Origin of the sequence: Oceanobacillus arenosus, from assembly GCF_003369575.1 — a bacterium.
In the GTDB taxonomy this organism is placed as follows: Bacteria; Bacillota; Bacilli; order Bacillales; family Amphibacillaceae; genus Oceanobacillus; species Oceanobacillus arenosus.
In genome coordinates this window covers 13243-30598 of the sequence record NZ_PIOC01000011.1, presented here as the reverse complement: position 1 = coordinate 30598, position 17356 = coordinate 13243, and the positions used below count along the sequence as shown (strand labels likewise).

Below are 17356 nucleotides of genomic sequence, written 5' to 3'. Positions count from 1 at the left end.
AAAATAGATAGAAACTACCCTTCGTTTTCATATGGTATAGCTATATACAAATCTCGTCAAGATTCGTATAATTTAGTAAATACAATTGTTAACGTTTACAAAGGAGCTGTTTAAATGAAAATTATTATTGCTCCAGATTCCTTCAAAGGGAGTCTGCGTGCAGTTGAAGCGGCAAATGCAATGAATAGCGGAATTAAACGGGCATTTCCTAATGCCGAAACAGTTCTTCTACCTGTCGGTGATGGAGGAGAAGGAACGATGGACACATTAGTTTCTGTAACCGATGGTACAACAAAAAATGTACCAGTTATTGGGCCTCTAGGTAATGAAGTCACAGCGAAATACGGCATCTTAGGCGATAAAAAAACATGTGTCATTGAAATGGCAACCGCATCTGGACTCGATCTTGTTCCAAATGGAAAGCTTGCACCATTGGAAACGACAACATTTGGGACAGGGCAATTGATCAAACAAGCATTAGATGATGGGTATACCTCATTTATTTTAGCAATTGGTGGGTCTGCGACGAATGACGGCGGGGCCGGAATGCTCCAGGCACTCGGATTAAAAATCCTTGATGAGAATGGGAATGAAATTGGCTTTGGGGGTGGTGAGCTACATAAAGTTGCTAAGCTTGATGTGCGTTCTTTTGACCAAAGAATAAAGAATAGTAACTTTCTAATTGCGTCTGATGTAAAAAATCCACTGATTGGTCTGGATGGTGCTTCACATGTCTTCGGTCCACAAAAGGGAGCAACCCCTAAAATCGTTCGCATACTCGATGATAATCTCACCCACTGGGCAAATGAAGTTGCAACTGTGACTGGCGTTTTCCTACATAATCTACCTGGTGCTGGTGCAGCAGGGGGAATTGGTGGAGCTTTTCTGGCATTTTTCTCTGCAGAAATGAAACGCGGCATCGATGTCGTTCTTGAATATAGTAAGTTCGCTAGCTTTTTGCACGATGCAGATCTCGTCATTACAGGCGAAGGAAAAGTGGATAGCCAAACCGCCTCTGGAAAGACGCCTCTGGGTGTTGCTGAAGCGGCCAAGCTACAGGGTGTTCCAACAATCATTATTGCTGGGACCGTTGGAGATGGGATAGATGTGCTCCACGATCATGGCGTGATTAGTGTACACAGCATCATGAATAAACCGATGAACCTAGAAGAATCAATGGAAAACGCAGCAGAACTATTGGAGTTAAGTACTGAGCAAGTAGTACGGGCATGGGGTTCAAATCCATTCCACGCCAGCGCACATGTGGTGCCTGTCACTTCCAGAGTTTTGTCGAATATCAGCAGTAGGAAAGGAAGAGTGAGCGAATAAAACAGTACATTGCTATTTTCACTTTTACAATAGAGTATTCCATTGCTAATAATTGAGAGGAGCTTTCATTTGAGAATTATAGACTCGGTTGAAAAAGTACCTGGAGGCATGATGGTTGTTCCGCTTCTGCTTGGTGCGACGCTAAACACCATTGACCAAATGCATCTTCCAGTCGTCATGGATTTTCTAAAAATGCTTGGTGCACCACAAACAGAAACAGGTTTTTATGAATTTTTACGGATTGGCGGATTTTCACAAGAATTATTCAAGGATAGTGCGCTCGTGCTTATCGCCCTATTTCTCTTCTGTGTAGGCAGTCAAATGAATTTAAAGGTTGGAGGTAAAGCGCTGAAGAAAGGTGTTCTGCTTACAGGTTCGAAATATTTTGCTGGTGTAGCGGTCGGAATGGCATTTGGCTATTTCTTCGATCCGATGAGTGGGCTGTTTGGACTCTCGACACTTGCACTCATTGCAGGGATGACGAATAGTAATAGTGGGATGTACGCAGCCTTAACAGGGAAATTTGGAAACCGTTCAGATGTTGGTGGACTTTCGATTCTTGCAATTAATGATGGTCCATTTTTGACTCTAGTTGCTCTAGGAGTTCTAGGAACCGCTTTTCCGCTCATTGCATTTATCGCTGTTTTATTACCAATCGGAATTGGCATGTTTTTAGGGAATTTAGATCCGAAAATACGTGCGTTTTTAAAACCTGGTGAATCCCTTACCATTCCATTTTTTGCGTTTGCTCTTGGAGCCGGAATGAATTTAGCGAACTTCTTTAATCCTGAGGTATTAGCTGGTGGATTGACACTTGCCATTCTTACCTTTGTATTTTCAGGTGGAACAGGCATCCTTGTATTTAAATTATTTAAAGAAAAAAGCTATATTGCGCCTATTTCTGAAGCATCAACAGCAGGCAATGCCGCGGCAACACCTGCAGCAGTTGCAGCAGCCGCGGCAGTTGCAGCTGGAGCTGGTGCAATGTCAGTAGCAGAGCTCGAAGCAATTCAGAGCATCGTGCCAATTGCCACAGCTCAAATTTCAATTTCAACGATTACGACTTCCTTGCTCTGTCCACTAGGCGTTATTGTGGTTGACAAGCTCCAACGAAAAAGGGGTATTATTGGGACAAGAGAAGATTTGGGACTGAAGCAAGAGGCAGTAGAAACATTAACGAAGCAAACGGTTAACAGCTAAAATGATGGGAGGATGAATCGTGAAGACAGACATATTATATGGAAAACATGGTATTTCCGTAGACCTACCAGATAATGCTTTTATCATTGAACCAACAAACTTACCAAAAGTTTCAGATGAAAAGAAAGCAATAAGACAAGCATTAAGAAATCCCATTAACAATATTCCATTAAAAGAAGCCGTAAAATCAACGGACAAAGTATCGATTGTAATCAGTGATATTACGAGGCCCACGCCAAATCATCTAATGGTACCGCTTTTAATTGAGGAATTAAGTCATGTTCCCTTGGAAAATTTCGTCATTATAAATGGAACAGGAACCCATCGCGATCAAACGAGAGAAGAGTTTGTCCAAATGCTCGGGACATGGGTTGTTGATAATATTCGCATCGTTAATAATCAATGCCATGACAAGGATTCCCTTGTTAATCTTGGGAAAAGTAAATTCGGTTGTGACGTCTATTTAAATAAAGATTATGTGGAATCCGATTTTCGAATTGTCACCGGGTTTATTGAGCCACATTTTTTTGCAGGGTTTTCGGGTGGACCAAAAGGAATCATGCCAGGGATTGCTGGAATCGAAACGATTTTGACGTTTCATAATGCAAGAATGATTGGTGACCCACTTTCTACTTGGGGAAATATGACGAATAACCCAGTGCAAGACATGACCCGAGAAATTAATTCAATGTGTAAGCCTGATTTTATGTTGAATGTCACGCTGAATCGTGAAAAGGAAATTACGAATGTCTTTGCTGGCGAGCTTTATGAAGCACATGACCGCGGCTGTGCATTTGCCAAGGAGCATGCAATGTTCCGTTGTGACGAGAGATTTGATGTCGTGTTAACATCGAACTCCGGTTACCCGCTCGACCAAAACTTATACCAGGCTGTTAAAGGAATGAGTGCTGCACATAAGATTGTCAAAGAAGGTGGATCCATTATTGTTGCATCCGAATGCTCAGACGGACTTCCAGATCATGGGAACTATGCGGGAATTTTCAAAATGGCAGATAGTCCAGAGTCTCTGCTCGATATGATAAATGATCCAGAATTTAAAGTGTTCGACCAATGGCAGGTGCAAAAGCAAGCAGTTATCCAGGTTTGGTCAGATGTATATGTATACTCAAAACTGACAGATGAACAGGTGACAGGAACGATGTTAAAGCCAAGCCATAACATCGAGCAGACATTGAAAGCATTAAAAGAGAAATACGGAGAAGACATGACGATTGCTGTTCTCCCTCTTGGACCTCTGACAATACCATATGTGGAGGAGAAAGCTAGCGTTAATTAGGGATGCTTGCGCGTGAGAAGTGTCTGTGTGTTGCCTAAAGGGTGCCACAGACTCTGTACACATATACTTCTATAGGCGAATGAGGTCTGTCACCAAACAGCCTTAATTGCACTTATGTAGTAAGAAAGTATAACGACTTTCTTACCCACCTGAAAAATCAGCACCTTTAAAATGGACGCTGATTTTTTATCTGTCTATTGAATCCCGTACCCTTTATTACTATATTCAACTAATTTATGTTGGAAATCTTTTTCCATTTGCAGCAATTCAATCTCCGCCTCTTCGCGTTTCTTTCTACCAACTTCTTGAATCTGCAATGTTTCTTCGAGTGTTTCGATTAAGTTTGCTTGGGTTGCTTTTAAAATTTCAATATCTACAATCCCCTTTTCCGTGTCACGTGCAATCTCGATAGATCCTTGCTTCATCATTTCTGAATTCTTAAGCAATATTTCGTTGGTCGTTCTCGATACTTGCTGTTGCATCTGTAATACTTGTTGCTGACGGGCTAAACTAAGGGCAATGACAAGTTGTTGTTTCCAAAGCGGAATCGTTTGTAAAATAGAACTTTGGATCTTTTCTGCTAACAATTGATTATTATTTTGAATGAGCCTGATTTGTGGTGCTGTTTGAAGTGATATCGTTCTGCTCAATGATAGATCATGTAATTTCTTTTCAAATCGGTCGGCAAATTGACTCGTGTCACGTAATTCTTGAATATCTTCTGGATTATTGCTTTTCTCAGCCTTATCATTTATATTTGGAATCGTTTGCTCTCGTAATTCTTTGATTTTTAGCTTTCCCGCTTCGATATACATCGTTAGCTCATTGAAGTATCGTTTGTTTTTTTCGTATAGTCCATCAAGCATCGTAATATCTCTTATTAACTGAATTTGTGATTTCTCTAATTGTTGGGTGATGCGTTCTATTTGTATCCCAACTTTTTCATACCGGACAGCAAATTTCTTTGCTTTATTGAACATGGCCCCAATAATCGGCAGTGAAGCAAGCCACCCCTTTTGATTTAGATTATCTGCATCTACTGCTCTTATTGTTGTCATCAAGTCTGTTATTATTTGCCCCACTTCACCACTATCTTTTGCCCTTACATGTTCCAGTACCTTATCCGAGAATTGTGAAACGTCTTTTTGTGATTTGGCACCATATTCAAGAACCGCTGTCGAATTCGTGAAGGTAATTTCATTTGCTATATTTTCGATTCTTTCGCTTTCCTCAGTACTAAAAGCTTTCTTATTCTCAAAAGCATCTAATTCCGTTGGTATCGCTTGTTCCATTCACCAAACCTCCATTACATGTTAATGCCTTCCAAGGCCGTCAACCTTCCAAGGAAATTATTTTAAACGATTGATGATTTCGTCCATTACATCAGGAGTCGGCATTGGAATAATCGATTTAATTGTTTCAGGCAATCCTTCCAAATTTACATCCTCCGGGTTATTCTCAATCCCACTTAACCCTGTACGGAATCCGTGCTCTTTCCATGCTAATTCTTGTACTTCTGGATCAGACAAGATGTCAATTAATCGTTCGCCTTCTTCATTTAATGCGATAACTGGATGTTCACTCCATACGGTTGGTTTAGGGTAAATGATGCAGATGTTATCTTTCACTCTTTCCCATGTCTCTTGATTTTGTGTAGCGAATTCAACCAATTGATTTTCATAACCGGCGATGATTGGCTTTGCACCCATACCTGTTTTTAAAAATTGCTCAAATAAATCTCCAGATGAATTTTCTAAGTACCCTAGCTTGATGAAGAATCCTTCTATTACTGGTAAAATAGTAGGTAGCTCAGCTTTTGTTACTACCTTTCCATCGTTCATCATATTAGCCAAAAGACCTGCAAACATATTCCCTGAATTAGATTTGACTGGATCCGTTGAAATAATCGATACCTCGCCATATAAGCTGGGAAGGCCAACATCAGCCCAATCCGAACCTTCGATAATTTGCTGTAAAAATTGCTGCGTATCGACAATATAATAGGCATCATTTTCCTTTTGTACGATGCCCTGTTTTTCAAAAGCATCGACAATTTCTCCCCAAGAGATAAAAACAATTGGAGAATTTAGTACCGTTTCACTCTTTGTGATATGTTCGCCCTGTTTCATTACTATTAATTCCTCTGCCACTTGACTTGAGGGAAATAAATAATCCAGTTCTGCTATATCTCGATCAGCCATTTCAATACTACCTGATTTAGCGAAATTTACTGTTGTATTGTATTTTTCCTTGGCGATTTTCTTGAACTTCTCATTTTCTAATAAGGGTATCTTCTCCCCTCCGACTAGACCATCAATTGTTATAGCAGGATTCCTCTCATTGCTTGTATAAATGAGTACTCCTATAACAATAACGACTACCAAAAGGATTGTACCAATAAGTGTTCCAATTGTTTTCTTACTCACTACTTGATACCCCCTCAGATTTCAACATTTTTTGCAAGGTTTGTAGCTCAATATCTAAATCAATAACGTCGTCTTCTAACAATTTGTTCCTGATTGAGATAAATAAATCATGCAAAAGTTCCAAGTTTTGCGCCACTCTTTCCTCCATTTTTTCTATATCATTTCCTCTTAATTCGTTTCTAGAAATCTGATTATATTTTTTTAAGATAGTATGTAGCGCATCTAAATAATATGTAAAAAATTGACGAACGGTTTGGATATCTTGTAGGTTTTCTTCTAACTCTTTGAAAATTTGATCGCAAATACGGAGTAACTCGTTTGCCTGCGTCCGAATTGAATCCTTTTGTATATTCGTTACTTCATTTTTAATCGTTGCTAATTTAGCATGGCCTTCATTTAATATATTCAAGTAAAAACTACTTGTTGCAAGCTGCGTCTCCTCCTCCACCGTTTTAGATGTTAAAGAATGAAAGATCAATAGGGTTGCAAGAAAGGAGATAATTCCGATAATAATACTGATGATGGTACCCGCATCTAATACAAATAAAAATAGAATAAACAAAATTGCGCCGATAGCTCCTGATATTACTCCTTTAATAAGGTTCATATCATCCCCCCTTAGTTGTACCCTTTGGCGCTTTTGAACGCTTGAATTAAATCATCTTTCCCATCAAACGTTCTTCCTCTAGTGAGTTCACTGATCTCTAATAATTGATCATCAGAAGCATCACCAAACGTAATACTGAATACTGGAATATCCTTATTTAAGTCATGGTAATAAGCTTCTAATTCTCCGAGGTCCCCCTCTGATTCACCATCGGTCATTAATATTACTGCAGGGTTGTATCGGTTTGTATCGACGTCTTTTAAAATCTCTAGGCCATAAATAACAGGCTGATAAATATCTGTTCCTCCACCAGCATCAAAAGATTCCACTGTTTGATACAAATTGTCGTATTCCGATAAATTACTTGCTTCCCAATGTGCTAGCACTTGATCATTAAATGGAATAATGACTATTTTGTCCTCATCAGATGATTGTAGTAGGTATTGTTTTGCTTCTTCTTGATTGAGCAGGATTCGAATCGCCTCCTCCATTTCCTCTTCACCCGTGCCAGACATACTACCAGAGTAGTCCAAAGCAAATACTGTGTAGGAGGGCTTTTTGAAATCTGTTTGATATAATGTCAGTGCTTCATAAATCACATCTTCTGCTGGAAAGGAAATTGAAGCAAGTGGTGTATCGGTTTCGATTCCCCAATCAGGATTAAATATCGTATCATTCGGATTTTCAACAAGACCACCTAAACCTGTCCTTCTACCTAAATCTTCAATATTTGCTTGAGAATCTTCTGACAGCAGAAAATCTTGCAAGGAAAGAAAGAACGCTTCCTTATCAGCTTCCCCATTATCAATATAGCCTAATGTATTATCTGCTATCGTTAAGCCATCTTGTGGATAGATAACAAACAATGGTTCCTTCCCTTGTTCCATTAGTTCTTGATTGGCTTCAATGATGACCGCTTCATAATTAACCATTGCATCGTAATCACCTTTTAAATACAAATCCTTGAGCCATCCCGAACTGCCAGATGACCGGTTAATACCCGAAAATAATTTACGAATATCTTCTTTTAATGTAGGGTTCTGCAAATCTTCCTTTGTAATCATATTTGGATTTCCAAGTAATGCGTATAAAAAGCCAATATACGCACTTGCGCCCGAATTGGATTGAGAAGCGCTTGTCATCATGAAGGTTAAATCTTTATTCTCCACAGCATGCAAAATATCCTCAACAAGCACGTCGTTATTTGTAAAGCCTAACGCTTCTGCTTTTGATTGTCTTATCCCAAATACAACAGGGGAGGTGAACATGGATTTATCGTGTTTTACAACATGCTCCGTATCCCCCATCGAAATCCACATGCTATTAGGTAACCAAATTCCATCATAACTATTCGGATTTTTTCTTAGTTCTAACATACTATCAACAGATCCTTTATAGATCATGTTTAATTGATAGCCACTTTTTTTGGCATAATTTGTGAGCATCGGTTCTAGTGGTTCATTTTCAGATCCAGATAAAATAGTAAATGTTTCCTTAGTACCTGAGCAACTTGCTAAAAGTAAGGTGAAAAATAAGCTGAGCAATAGTAGTAGGATGGATTTTTTCATCACAATAAAACTCCTTTGAATTTCATATCTATTTTAATAGACCTATTTAAGTACTAAATCAATAGTCTAGTGAGCTTATTCGCAATTATTTTAGAAGGAAATATTGCACCAATTTATTTGTTATTACTTATCTTGTTCACCAACAAAGGCAGAAATGGGATTATCCTAAAGATGTGCAAACATTTGTAATAATTATAACATATACATGGCTCCAAGAGTGTTGTTACCCCACGAAGTTTGTATTTTTTTGTCATTGGGGCGCCTGGCACTTCCTGAGTTTTGTCAAAAAATGTCGATGAGTACCTATTTAGGATCTTGAATGGAACGCCAAGTCATGAGTTGGAGCTATTTACCTGAGTTATAACGTTCCGGACCTTTTGTGGCATTCTTTTGTAATGAAATATTGAATTGATAATAACAAAGAGGAGCTTTCGTATAAGAATTATGGACGCGGTTGAAAAAGTACCTGGAGGCATGATGGTTGTTCCGCTTTTGCTTGGAGAAACGCTTAACACTATTGACTTCTTGCAATCAATGATGGTCCTTTCTTAATGAATCAACAAATTTACCAAAAGCAGCAGATAAATACGGAGATGACATGACGATTGCTGTGCATCCCCATGGACCTTTGAAAATACCGTATGTAGAGGGATAGAACGTCATTTCTCGAACCATCATTATTGCAACCTTTTACATACCATTTTTTTGAAAGTCAGCGGGATTTTCCCACTGACTTTTTTCATGAAATTTATCCCGAATTAACTGGCTGTAAGACCCCGACTTAATGAAGTTTCACTTTATTAAGTTCGGAAATCATGTTAATAAGCCCTTTTCATTCGATTAATTCTAGAATTTATAGTTAGCTATGCCTTCAAGATTTCCTAGTACACATTTTCTAATTCATACAACCGATCTGATGCAACGTCACGATCCGATGCATCTACTGCAACTCTAATGGCATCTTTATACAATGTAATTGCGCTTCCTTTATCTGCTGTTTTTGAATGCATCTTAGGATTATACAAATCTCCCCAGTGTATATATGTCCATGGATTATTAGGATGTTTCATCACATACTCTCTAAATACATTATCCGCTTCATTTATTTTTCCTAAGTAAAATAAAGATTCACCCATTGCCACGGTCATATTCGCAATGATAGATTCATCTGTGTCTGGGAATTGCTCAAGGAATTCTTCCGCAAAGATAAGCCTTGTTGGGATAAATTGCCCATCTGATAACCTTGCATTTGCAAGACCTAACTCGAAGTCCTGCACCCAATTGTAGAATAAATTACTCATGGAAGAACTCGTTATTTCATCTAATTCGCCAATCGAAGTAATGTTTCTATCCCCTATCCACTTTGGCAAATGCTTCCACACTTTCCACCATAACAAAGATGCATGAATATGATCATTAACTTCCGCAAATTCATACCCTTCATTCATCCAATCATCCAAATACTCAAGGAGCAGATGCTCCGGAGTCAATCGTTTTGCTAATACTTTGATAGCTAGTAAGGTAAAATCACTCAGATGATTTCTAATATCTAGTTGATAGTTTTCAATCCATAATTGAACCAATTCCTCTGCAGATGAAAAATTCTCTATTTCGGATATAAAGTAATCTTTATCTACTGGTATACCAAATTCCTGAAGCAATTCTAGAATAGCTTCTGTTTCCATTTGCTCTACATCTTCAAGCGTCCACATCTTGCTGGAAGGTTGTATCTTTACCTCTTGACCTGCGACTTGATTATTTAAACAACATTTTTTATACTTTTTTCCACTCCCGCAAGGACATAGATCATTTCTTCCTATTTTCACATTTGCTCCCCCTTCTATAGCTGAGGATATACTCATCTATGAATACATGCTGTATAATTTTCTACTAATATATTTCTTCGACATCATGGAAATCTATTCCTTTAATTTACGGAGCATTTAAGTCGTTAAGCCTTGATTCATCTGTTAAAAAATCCCGTCCACAAGAATAGGTGAACGGGATTCCTTATTTTCTTCTTTACTTCAAATCTTATATCACAGCATAATGTTCATCGCGAACATCCGTAATAAACATATGTCCAGGTGCGTGGGTAATAACAAATTCCGGTTTACTTGCCATCACTGCTGCTTGCGGCGTCACGCCACATCCCCAGAAAACAGGAACCTCGCCACCGCGAATGGTGACAGCATCACCGAAATCAGGTTTGTTTATGTCCTTAATACCAATTGCTGCTGGATCACCGATGTGTACTGGTGCACCATGAACGGATGGAAATCTCGATGTAATTTGTGTCGCGCGAATTGCTTCGGCTGGTGTCATTGGGCGCATACTAACAACCATTGGTCCACTAAATACACCGGCAGATGCACATGGAATATTCGTACTGTACATCGATACGTTGCGACCTTCCTCAATGTATCGAATTGGAATTCCATTATCTAAAAGCGGCTTTTCAAATGTAAAACTGCAACCAATTAAAAACGAAACCAAATCATCCTGCCAATATTCCGTTATGTCAGTAACTTCATCAACTAACTCGCCATCACGAAAGATACGATATTTTGGTATATCTGTCCGTAGATCCGCCCCTTGAGCTGTTCCTTTAGGCTCTGGTGAACCAACATCCGTTACTTCAATTAATGGGCATGTTTTCGGATTTCGAATACAAAATAGTAAAAAATCATATGCATATTTCTTCGGTAAAATTACTAGATTTGCCTGTGTATATCCTGGTGCAAGACCTGCTGTTGGCTTTGTCCATTCTCCAGTTCTAATACTATCTCGAACATCTTTAGCTGTATTCATGGTGCACTCTTACTCCCCGAGTTTTGTCGTTTTCTAATCATGCATGCATCAAATCATTGCTAATCATTTCAGTCTTCATTTCTAAAAACATACGAAAGCTAATTCTCGTCCAAGAACAAAAGCGCAAGCGCCCGTTTAGCAACGTACGGACTGGACTGAACCGAAGGAGATAAAGGAAACACGATGAGCGTAAGCGAATCGATGTTGACTTATCGTACGAAGGTGAGGGAAGTCTCGCTAGTTGCTGGGCGCTGGAGCTGGACGTGGCTATACTCGGTAATTAAGTTATCCACAACGTCCAAATTTTATAGTTTCCTAAGCAATCAAAAAGTCCCTGCAGCGACACTCAATGTCTGTAATAACAACTCCTGTTCAACATATAGCCGCTGCGCTTTTTCCACGCTGATTGCTTCAAATGCTAGTTCATTTCCTGGCAGCATTTGTGCGACATATGGCAAATCGACTGTGATTACCGTAGCAATCCTCGTATAGCCACCTGTTGTTTGGCGATCTGCAAGTAAGATAATTGGCTGTCCGTTTGCAGGTACTTGAATCGTTCCAGGGAAAATTGCATCTGAGATTATATCAGCTCCACGCAATAAAGAAAGACTTGGTCCTTCCAAACGCGAGCCCATCCGATCTGATTGCGAGGTCAATTTATAGTGCTCAGACAGAAATCTCTCCACACTTTCACCACTGAATGCGTCATGGTCTGGTCCCAAAATCACTCGAATTTTTCTGCCGGAACGATAATCAGGAATTTGTCGTATTGGCAAGCCAATTCCTGCCTTCACCATAGAACTTGGCTTACCGAATGCAATCTTGTCACCTTTTTGCAAACTGCGACCCTCAATGCCGCCAATTTCCGCCTTCGTATAGGTAGCCTTACTCCCCATAATTAGCGGTGTATCGATTCCACCAGCAACAGTAATATAGGTATATCCTCCATTTACAGGCTTGCCGAACGTTAGGGTTTGCCCTGCTTTTACGACCAATGATTTCCACATTGGGATGGATTCTCCATCGAGCTTAGGTGAAAGATCCGCACCACAAATCGCTATCACATGATCAGCAAGCACACGTAATGTTGGACCCATGATTACAACCTCAATCCCAGCCTCGTCGCGCTTATTGCCAACAAGAATATTTCCAACCTGTAAGGCGAATGCATCCATCGCGCCCGAAACAACAACACCATATTGCTGATAACCCGTTCTGCCGAGGTCCTGGATTGTTGTTGTTAAACCTGGCTTTACTACTTCAAACATACTATTTTCCACCTTGAATCCCTACTCTTTTTATTAGAATTCCTTTTTCCGTTAATCCTGCTCGCAGGCGTTTAACAAATTCTAAGGATTTCGCTTCATCGCCATGCACACAAACCGTATCCGCAGTGATAGCAATATCGGTTCCATCGACCGCTTCCACTTTCCCCGACGATACCATACGAATGACACGATCAACTGCTTCGTTCGCATCCACAATCATTGCATTTTCTTCTGTTCTTGCTGTTAATGATCCATCTGGTTGATATGTCCGGTCAGCAAACACTTCTTCCGCCACCTGTAAGCCTACTTTTTTCCCCATGTGGATTAGTTCCCCACCAGCGAGTCCAAATAAAATAAGCGATGGATCAATATCGTAAACCGCCTGTGCAATCGCATGTGCCATTTCTTTATCTTTACTAGCCATATTGTATAATGCACCATGTGGTTTCACATGATGCAGCTTATTGTGATTGATCGTTGCAAAAGCTTGAACAGCACCAATTTGGTATGCAACTAAGTTATATATTTCTTCACTGTCCACTTGCATCTTTCGTCTCCCAAAACCACTTAAATCCTGAAAACCTGGATGCGCACCAAGGCCAACATTATTTTCTGTTGCTTTTCTAATTGTATGCCTGATTGTATTATGATCACCTGCATGATAGCCACATGCAATATTTGCGGAGGTAATAAACTCCATCACTAAATCGTCCTGGCCCATTTTATATGCGCCAAAGCTTTCACCTAAATCACTATTTAAATCGACAACGTTTTTAGCCACTAAGTATCCTCCTATCATTGTCTACTTTTCTTGATAAACTTCACGTTTCGGCTGATATGTTCCCTGCTTTATTTTCGCTTCGATTGTCTGATATTCCTCTTCTGTGATCCTCACAAAACGAACATAATTTCCCGCTTGTAAAAGAATTGGGTCCTGTCTACTAGAATCAAATAATTTTACCGGTGTTCTTCCAATCAATTGCCAACCACCAGGCGTCTCCATTGGATAGACCCCAGTTTGTGCACCGGCTATCCCCACAGAACCGACTGGGATTTTCAGACGTGGTGTCTCAAGTCTTGGTGTCGCAATTTTCTCCGACATTCCACCAAGATACGGAAAACCGGGCGTGAAGCCCATCATATAAATTAAATAATCAGTGTCAGCGTGGATATTGATCACTTCGTCGGCACTTACTCCATTATGGCTTGCGACTGTCTCAAGATCTGGTCCGCACTCTCCACCATAACAAACAGGGATGTGAACGACCATTGCAGGTGGTAGTTTTACTTCGATCATCGACTCACTAAGATCCTCTATTCTTTTTTTTAGTTTATCATAAGAAATAATATAAGGGTCATAGGAGATGGAAATGGCAGTATAGGTTGGAATCCATTCGATGATTCCAGGTATTTCCTCCTTTTCCAAGCATAAGGCTAGGCTTCGAATCTTATTATTCGTTTCTTTAGAAATTGTCGCGCCTAATTGAATCCTGAGCCCCATATCGCCATAAGCATCTATTCGTAACATATGATTCCCCCTTAATATATTAGAAAACTAGGTTGCCACCCATCCTAAAGGAAGGTGACAACCTAAGTTGTAAGTTTTCAATGAAAAAGCTCGCAAACTTTCTTATCTACCATAATTATTAAAACAGCTGCGGTAACATTTGAATTAGGGTACGCACACCTAATACTGCAGTCAAGATTACTACGATTATTCCAGATACAGTCAACCAAAGCGGGTGTTTGTAGTCTCCCATGATTTTTTTATTATTTGCTGCAAGTAGCATTGATCCAAGTGTTAACGGTAAAATCAAGCCATTTAAGGCACCAGCCAGCACGAGTAAAGTTGCTGCATTACCAATAAACACGAACACTACTGTTGAAAATATGATAAAACCGATAATCCAGTAATTCTTATATTTTTCGATTTTTTTGCTAAATGATGTCAAAAACGATACTGAGGTATAGGCTGCACCTACTACCGATGTTATACCAGCCACCCAAAGTACTAAGCCAAATAGACGGAAACCAATCTCACCAGCCGCATACTGGAAAACGGTCGCTGCGGGATTTGTTGGATCCAGACTAACTCCTTTTGAAACAACTCCTAATACAGCTAAGAAGAGCATTATACGAACAAGCGATGCGACACCAATTCCCATTATCGATGTTCGATTTACTTCTGGAATACTTTCTTTCCCTGTAATACCCGCATCTAACAGTCGATGCCCACCAGAGAATGTAATATATCCCCCGACTGTACCTCCGACAATCGTAATAATTGCGTAAATATCAAGTTTAATTGGAACAAAGGTACGTAAAACAGCTTCACCAACAGGTGGTTGGCTAACGATCATCACATATGCAATCAGAATAAGTAAAATCCCACCAAGCCATTTGACGATTTGGTCCATTGCAGCTCCAGCTTCTTTTGATAAGAAAATAAATATTGCTAACGCAGCTGAAATTACTGCACCAATTTTAACATCTAACCCTAGCATAGCATTTAAGCCTAATCCAGTACCACCAATATTACCAATATTGAAAGCAAGTCCACCGATAACAATAAACACGGCAACAACATAGCCAAGTCCTGGTAAGACTGCATTGGCGATATCCTGTCCTGGCTTTCCGGAAACCGTAATGATGCGCCAAACATTCATTTGTGCCCCAATATCTAGCAAAATTGAAACTAAAATTACAAAACCAAAGCTTGCAAGTAATGATTCCGTAAATACAGCCGTTTGCGTTAAAAATCCAGGGCCAACTGCTGAGGTTGCCATTAAGAAGGCTGCTCCGATCAGTGCCCCGCTACGCTTTTTTTTCTCGTTTGAGGATAATAATTGATTTCCTGCCCCTTTTTTCTTATTTACCATATATGTATAACTCCTCTATATTTAAGTTTTGTTTTAGCAAAAAATAATGTTGACCTGGCCATATAGGCTCCCTCTTATCGTTTGCTATCTTCCTATAACTATTCTTGGAAATCATTCCATTTACTTGTTGAAAATCACGCAGCTAATTTTGACGCTCATCCGTCAAGAAGTGATTAAACCAACCTAACTAAGGCTAAGGGTCTTACGATGTGGGAGTTCAGAAGTTAATAAATTATACCATAATTCCTATTTAAAATGCTCTAATTATGTTTGAATTTGTCTTTTTTGGTAGTTGAGTAATTTTTCTAATTATTTGCATTTATTGTGAATTCATTGGCGCTTTTTTTTTGGAGAACTTTAGCGTAGGTGTCAAGAACAAAAGCGCAAGCGCCCGTTTGAGCTGTGTACGGACTGGAGCTGGACGTGGCTATTCTCGGTAATTAAGTTATCCACAACGTCCAAATTTTATAGTTTCCTTAGCAAACAAAAAGCTGCTATTTCTTCTAGGTCTATAACTAGAAGAAATAGCTGCCATTCAAACGGATTATAAGAAACTCATCAAAATACTCGCGATGACAACAGATGAGATTGTAACAGTTGTAAATCCACCGATTAACATCGGGGTGACAAGATCATTAAAGATTGTCTCCTGTTCTTTCTTCGTTTTCCCAAGGCTTCGACTAACCTCTTCACAAAGAATATAATCACCAGGGAAGCCAAACAAAGCAGTTAGAGCAACAGGCATTCCTTTATTAGTGTCCCATTTCAGAAGTTTCGAACTAAAGAATCCACCTACCATAATCCCAATTACACCAACAACCATAATGAAGATAACGGCTGGTAAATGTTCTGTAAACATGGATGGTGTAATGCTGTTCATCGAAGACATGACAACAACGATTAATAATGCCATCGTAATTCCAAATGAGTTGGCTCGCTCCATCACCTTCCCGGGGTAGAAGCCAATTAAACTACCAATAATCCCAATTGCGAGTGCCCATAAGCTGTAGTTAATTCCTGTAACTGTACCTAAGACAGTTGCAATTGCCCCTCCAATAAACACTTGAAATAGTAAGATTGTGCTTGTTTTATATCGCTCTGGAATTCGAAGTTGCCATTTTTTCTCGCCCACATCTTGTTCCTCTTCTTTACTTGCCTCACCTTGATAGGTTCCAGCATGTATTTCCTTCTGGATCGTTAATCCGCGTTTACGAAGGAAGTACGCTGCTAATGGCATACCGACGAAATTTTGAATTCCTAAAATAAGGGCTGGTATTGTCACTAAGCTAACAAGTCCTAGCTCGCTTAGTTTTTCTGCACTTATAATATAAGCAATGATTCCACCTGTTAACGGTCCTAGTGCAGAGGCAGCCCCGGCATAGCCAATAATTGGCGCGACAATCGCTAAAACGAGTATAACTGCAACAATTACACCAGAAAGAGCGATAATTACCGCTTTATATTGTTCCTTTAATTGTTTAAATGGAATCAACGTTCCCATGTGGACGATTAGCACCGCTGGAAGCATCGATGCGAATGGAACGAAGTATGACTTTTCCGCAATATCTGCTGGAAATACGCCTGTCCATAATAACATTAAGTAACCAAAGAAAACGATAAATAGCATCGGAATTCTCGCCTTCGTGGCAACGGAAATAATTTCAGCTATCGCAAATAACGCAAAGATCATCGCGGCAGCAACTAATGGTTCATTAAACATATTGATCAACTACTTTCTCTTAAGATGTATTTTTTTCACTTCTGCCACGCTTTATTAATCATGAAGAGTTACTACTTTTCTATTTTTACCGGTAAAGTTGTTTACCAAATCTGAAAACTCCCTTCGTGTAATTGCGTGTATTGTATAGATTATCCGTATTATAAATTGATTTTTCTCTATTAACAATACTTTTTCCTATAGTTTAATTATTGAAAATAATGAATGCGTTTTATTATTGTCTGATTTATTGA

At 39.4% G+C, this 17356-nt stretch carries 16 protein-coding genes; 4 read left to right on the top strand and 12 right to left on the bottom strand.

From position 1 onward, the window contains the following. The first annotated feature begins 114 nt into the window (after positions 1-114). The 3 genes from CWR48_RS06840 to larA all read left to right on the top strand — a co-directional run bounded on the left by CWR48_RS06840 (position 115) and on the right by larA (position 3826). Positions 115-1329 (top strand): glycerate kinase, encoded by a 1215-nt coding sequence (locus CWR48_RS06840; RefSeq protein ID WP_115772499.1) that lies wholly within the window; start codon positions 115-117, stop codon positions 1327-1329. A gap of 69 nt (positions 1330-1398) precedes the next feature. Continuing rightward, positions 1399-2529 (top strand): 2-keto-3-deoxygluconate permease, encoded by a 1131-nt coding sequence (locus CWR48_RS06835; protein WP_115772498.1) that lies wholly within the window; start codon positions 1399-1401, stop codon positions 2527-2529. Positions 2530-2548: 19 nt separating this feature from the next. Next, the gene (larA, locus tag CWR48_RS06830; protein WP_115772497.1) at positions 2549-3826 is read left to right on the top strand and encodes a nickel-dependent lactate racemase; all 1278 of its coding nucleotides are present in this window, start codon (positions 2549-2551) and stop codon (positions 3824-3826) included. A gap of 194 nt (positions 3827-4020) precedes the next feature. On the opposite strand, the gene CWR48_RS06825 is transcribed toward larA, so the two are convergent. The 4 genes from CWR48_RS06825 to CWR48_RS06810 are packed head-to-tail and all read right to left on the bottom strand — an operon-like array spanning position 4021 to position 8427. After that, positions 4021-5118: a toxic anion resistance protein gene (locus CWR48_RS06825; protein WP_115772496.1), complete on the bottom strand. Its 1098-nt coding sequence runs from the start codon at positions 5116-5118 to the stop codon at positions 4021-4023. 57 nt (positions 5119-5175) lie between these two features. After that, positions 5176-6252 (bottom strand): hypothetical protein, encoded by a 1077-nt coding sequence (locus CWR48_RS06820; RefSeq protein ID WP_115772495.1) that lies wholly within the window; start codon positions 6250-6252, stop codon positions 5176-5178. Then, positions 6245-6859: a 5-bromo-4-chloroindolyl phosphate hydrolysis family protein gene (locus tag CWR48_RS06815; RefSeq protein WP_115772494.1), complete on the bottom strand. Its 615-nt coding sequence runs from the start codon at positions 6857-6859 to the stop codon at positions 6245-6247. Before CWR48_RS06815 ends, CWR48_RS06820 begins: the two co-directional genes overlap by 8 nt. Positions 6860-6870: 11 nt before the next feature. Beyond that, positions 6871-8427: a vWA domain-containing protein gene (locus CWR48_RS06810; RefSeq protein WP_115772493.1), complete on the bottom strand. Its 1557-nt coding sequence runs from the start codon at positions 8425-8427 to the stop codon at positions 6871-6873. Positions 8428-8871: 444 nt separating this feature from the next. Here CWR48_RS06810 and CWR48_RS20785 point away from each other — a divergent pair, with 444 nt between their 5' ends. Beyond that, the gene (locus CWR48_RS20785; protein WP_281270254.1) at positions 8872-8979 is read left to right on the top strand and encodes a 2-keto-3-deoxygluconate permease; all 108 of its coding nucleotides are present in this window, start codon (positions 8872-8874) and stop codon (positions 8977-8979) included. Here CWR48_RS20785 and CWR48_RS20390 read toward each other — a convergent pair. The 8 genes from CWR48_RS20390 to CWR48_RS06770 all read right to left on the bottom strand — a co-directional run bounded on the left by CWR48_RS20390 (position 8959) and on the right by CWR48_RS06770 (position 17105). Then, positions 8959-9105, bottom strand: a complete 147-nt coding sequence (locus CWR48_RS20390) for a hypothetical protein (RefSeq protein ID WP_170140720.1) — start codon at positions 9103-9105, stop codon at positions 8959-8961. The genes CWR48_RS20785 and CWR48_RS20390 overlap by 21 nt on opposite strands. Positions 9106-9308: 203 nt before the next feature. Then, on the bottom strand, positions 9309-10253 hold the full coding sequence (locus tag CWR48_RS20780; RefSeq protein WP_245976755.1) for an SEC-C domain-containing protein: 945 nt from the start codon (positions 10251-10253) through the stop codon (positions 9309-9311). A 208-nt stretch (positions 10254-10461) separates the two neighbouring features. Then, positions 10462-11238: a putative hydro-lyase gene (locus CWR48_RS06795; RefSeq protein WP_115772492.1), complete on the bottom strand. Its 777-nt coding sequence runs from the start codon at positions 11236-11238 to the stop codon at positions 10462-10464. Positions 11239-11561: 323 nt separating this feature from the next. After that, positions 11562-12506: a 5-oxoprolinase subunit C family protein gene (locus tag CWR48_RS06790; protein WP_115772491.1), complete on the bottom strand. Its 945-nt coding sequence runs from the start codon at positions 12504-12506 to the stop codon at positions 11562-11564. A gap of 1 nt (position 12507) precedes the next feature. Next, positions 12508-13287 (bottom strand): LamB/YcsF family protein, encoded by a 780-nt coding sequence (locus CWR48_RS06785; protein ID WP_281270252.1) that lies wholly within the window; start codon positions 13285-13287, stop codon positions 12508-12510. A 21-nt stretch (positions 13288-13308) separates the two neighbouring features. Beyond that, positions 13309-14034, bottom strand: a complete 726-nt coding sequence (pxpB, locus tag CWR48_RS06780; protein ID WP_115772489.1) for a 5-oxoprolinase subunit PxpB — start codon at positions 14032-14034, stop codon at positions 13309-13311. 118 nt (positions 14035-14152) lie between these two features. Then, on the bottom strand, positions 14153-15385 hold the full coding sequence (locus CWR48_RS06775) for an NRAMP family divalent metal transporter (RefSeq protein WP_115772488.1): 1233 nt from the start codon (positions 15383-15385) through the stop codon (positions 14153-14155). 544 nt (positions 15386-15929) lie between these two features. Beyond that, complete coding sequence (locus tag CWR48_RS06770; protein ID WP_115772520.1) at positions 15930-17105, bottom strand: hypothetical protein; 1176 nt, start codon at positions 17103-17105, stop codon at positions 15930-15932. Positions 17106-17356: the final 251 nt, after the last annotated feature.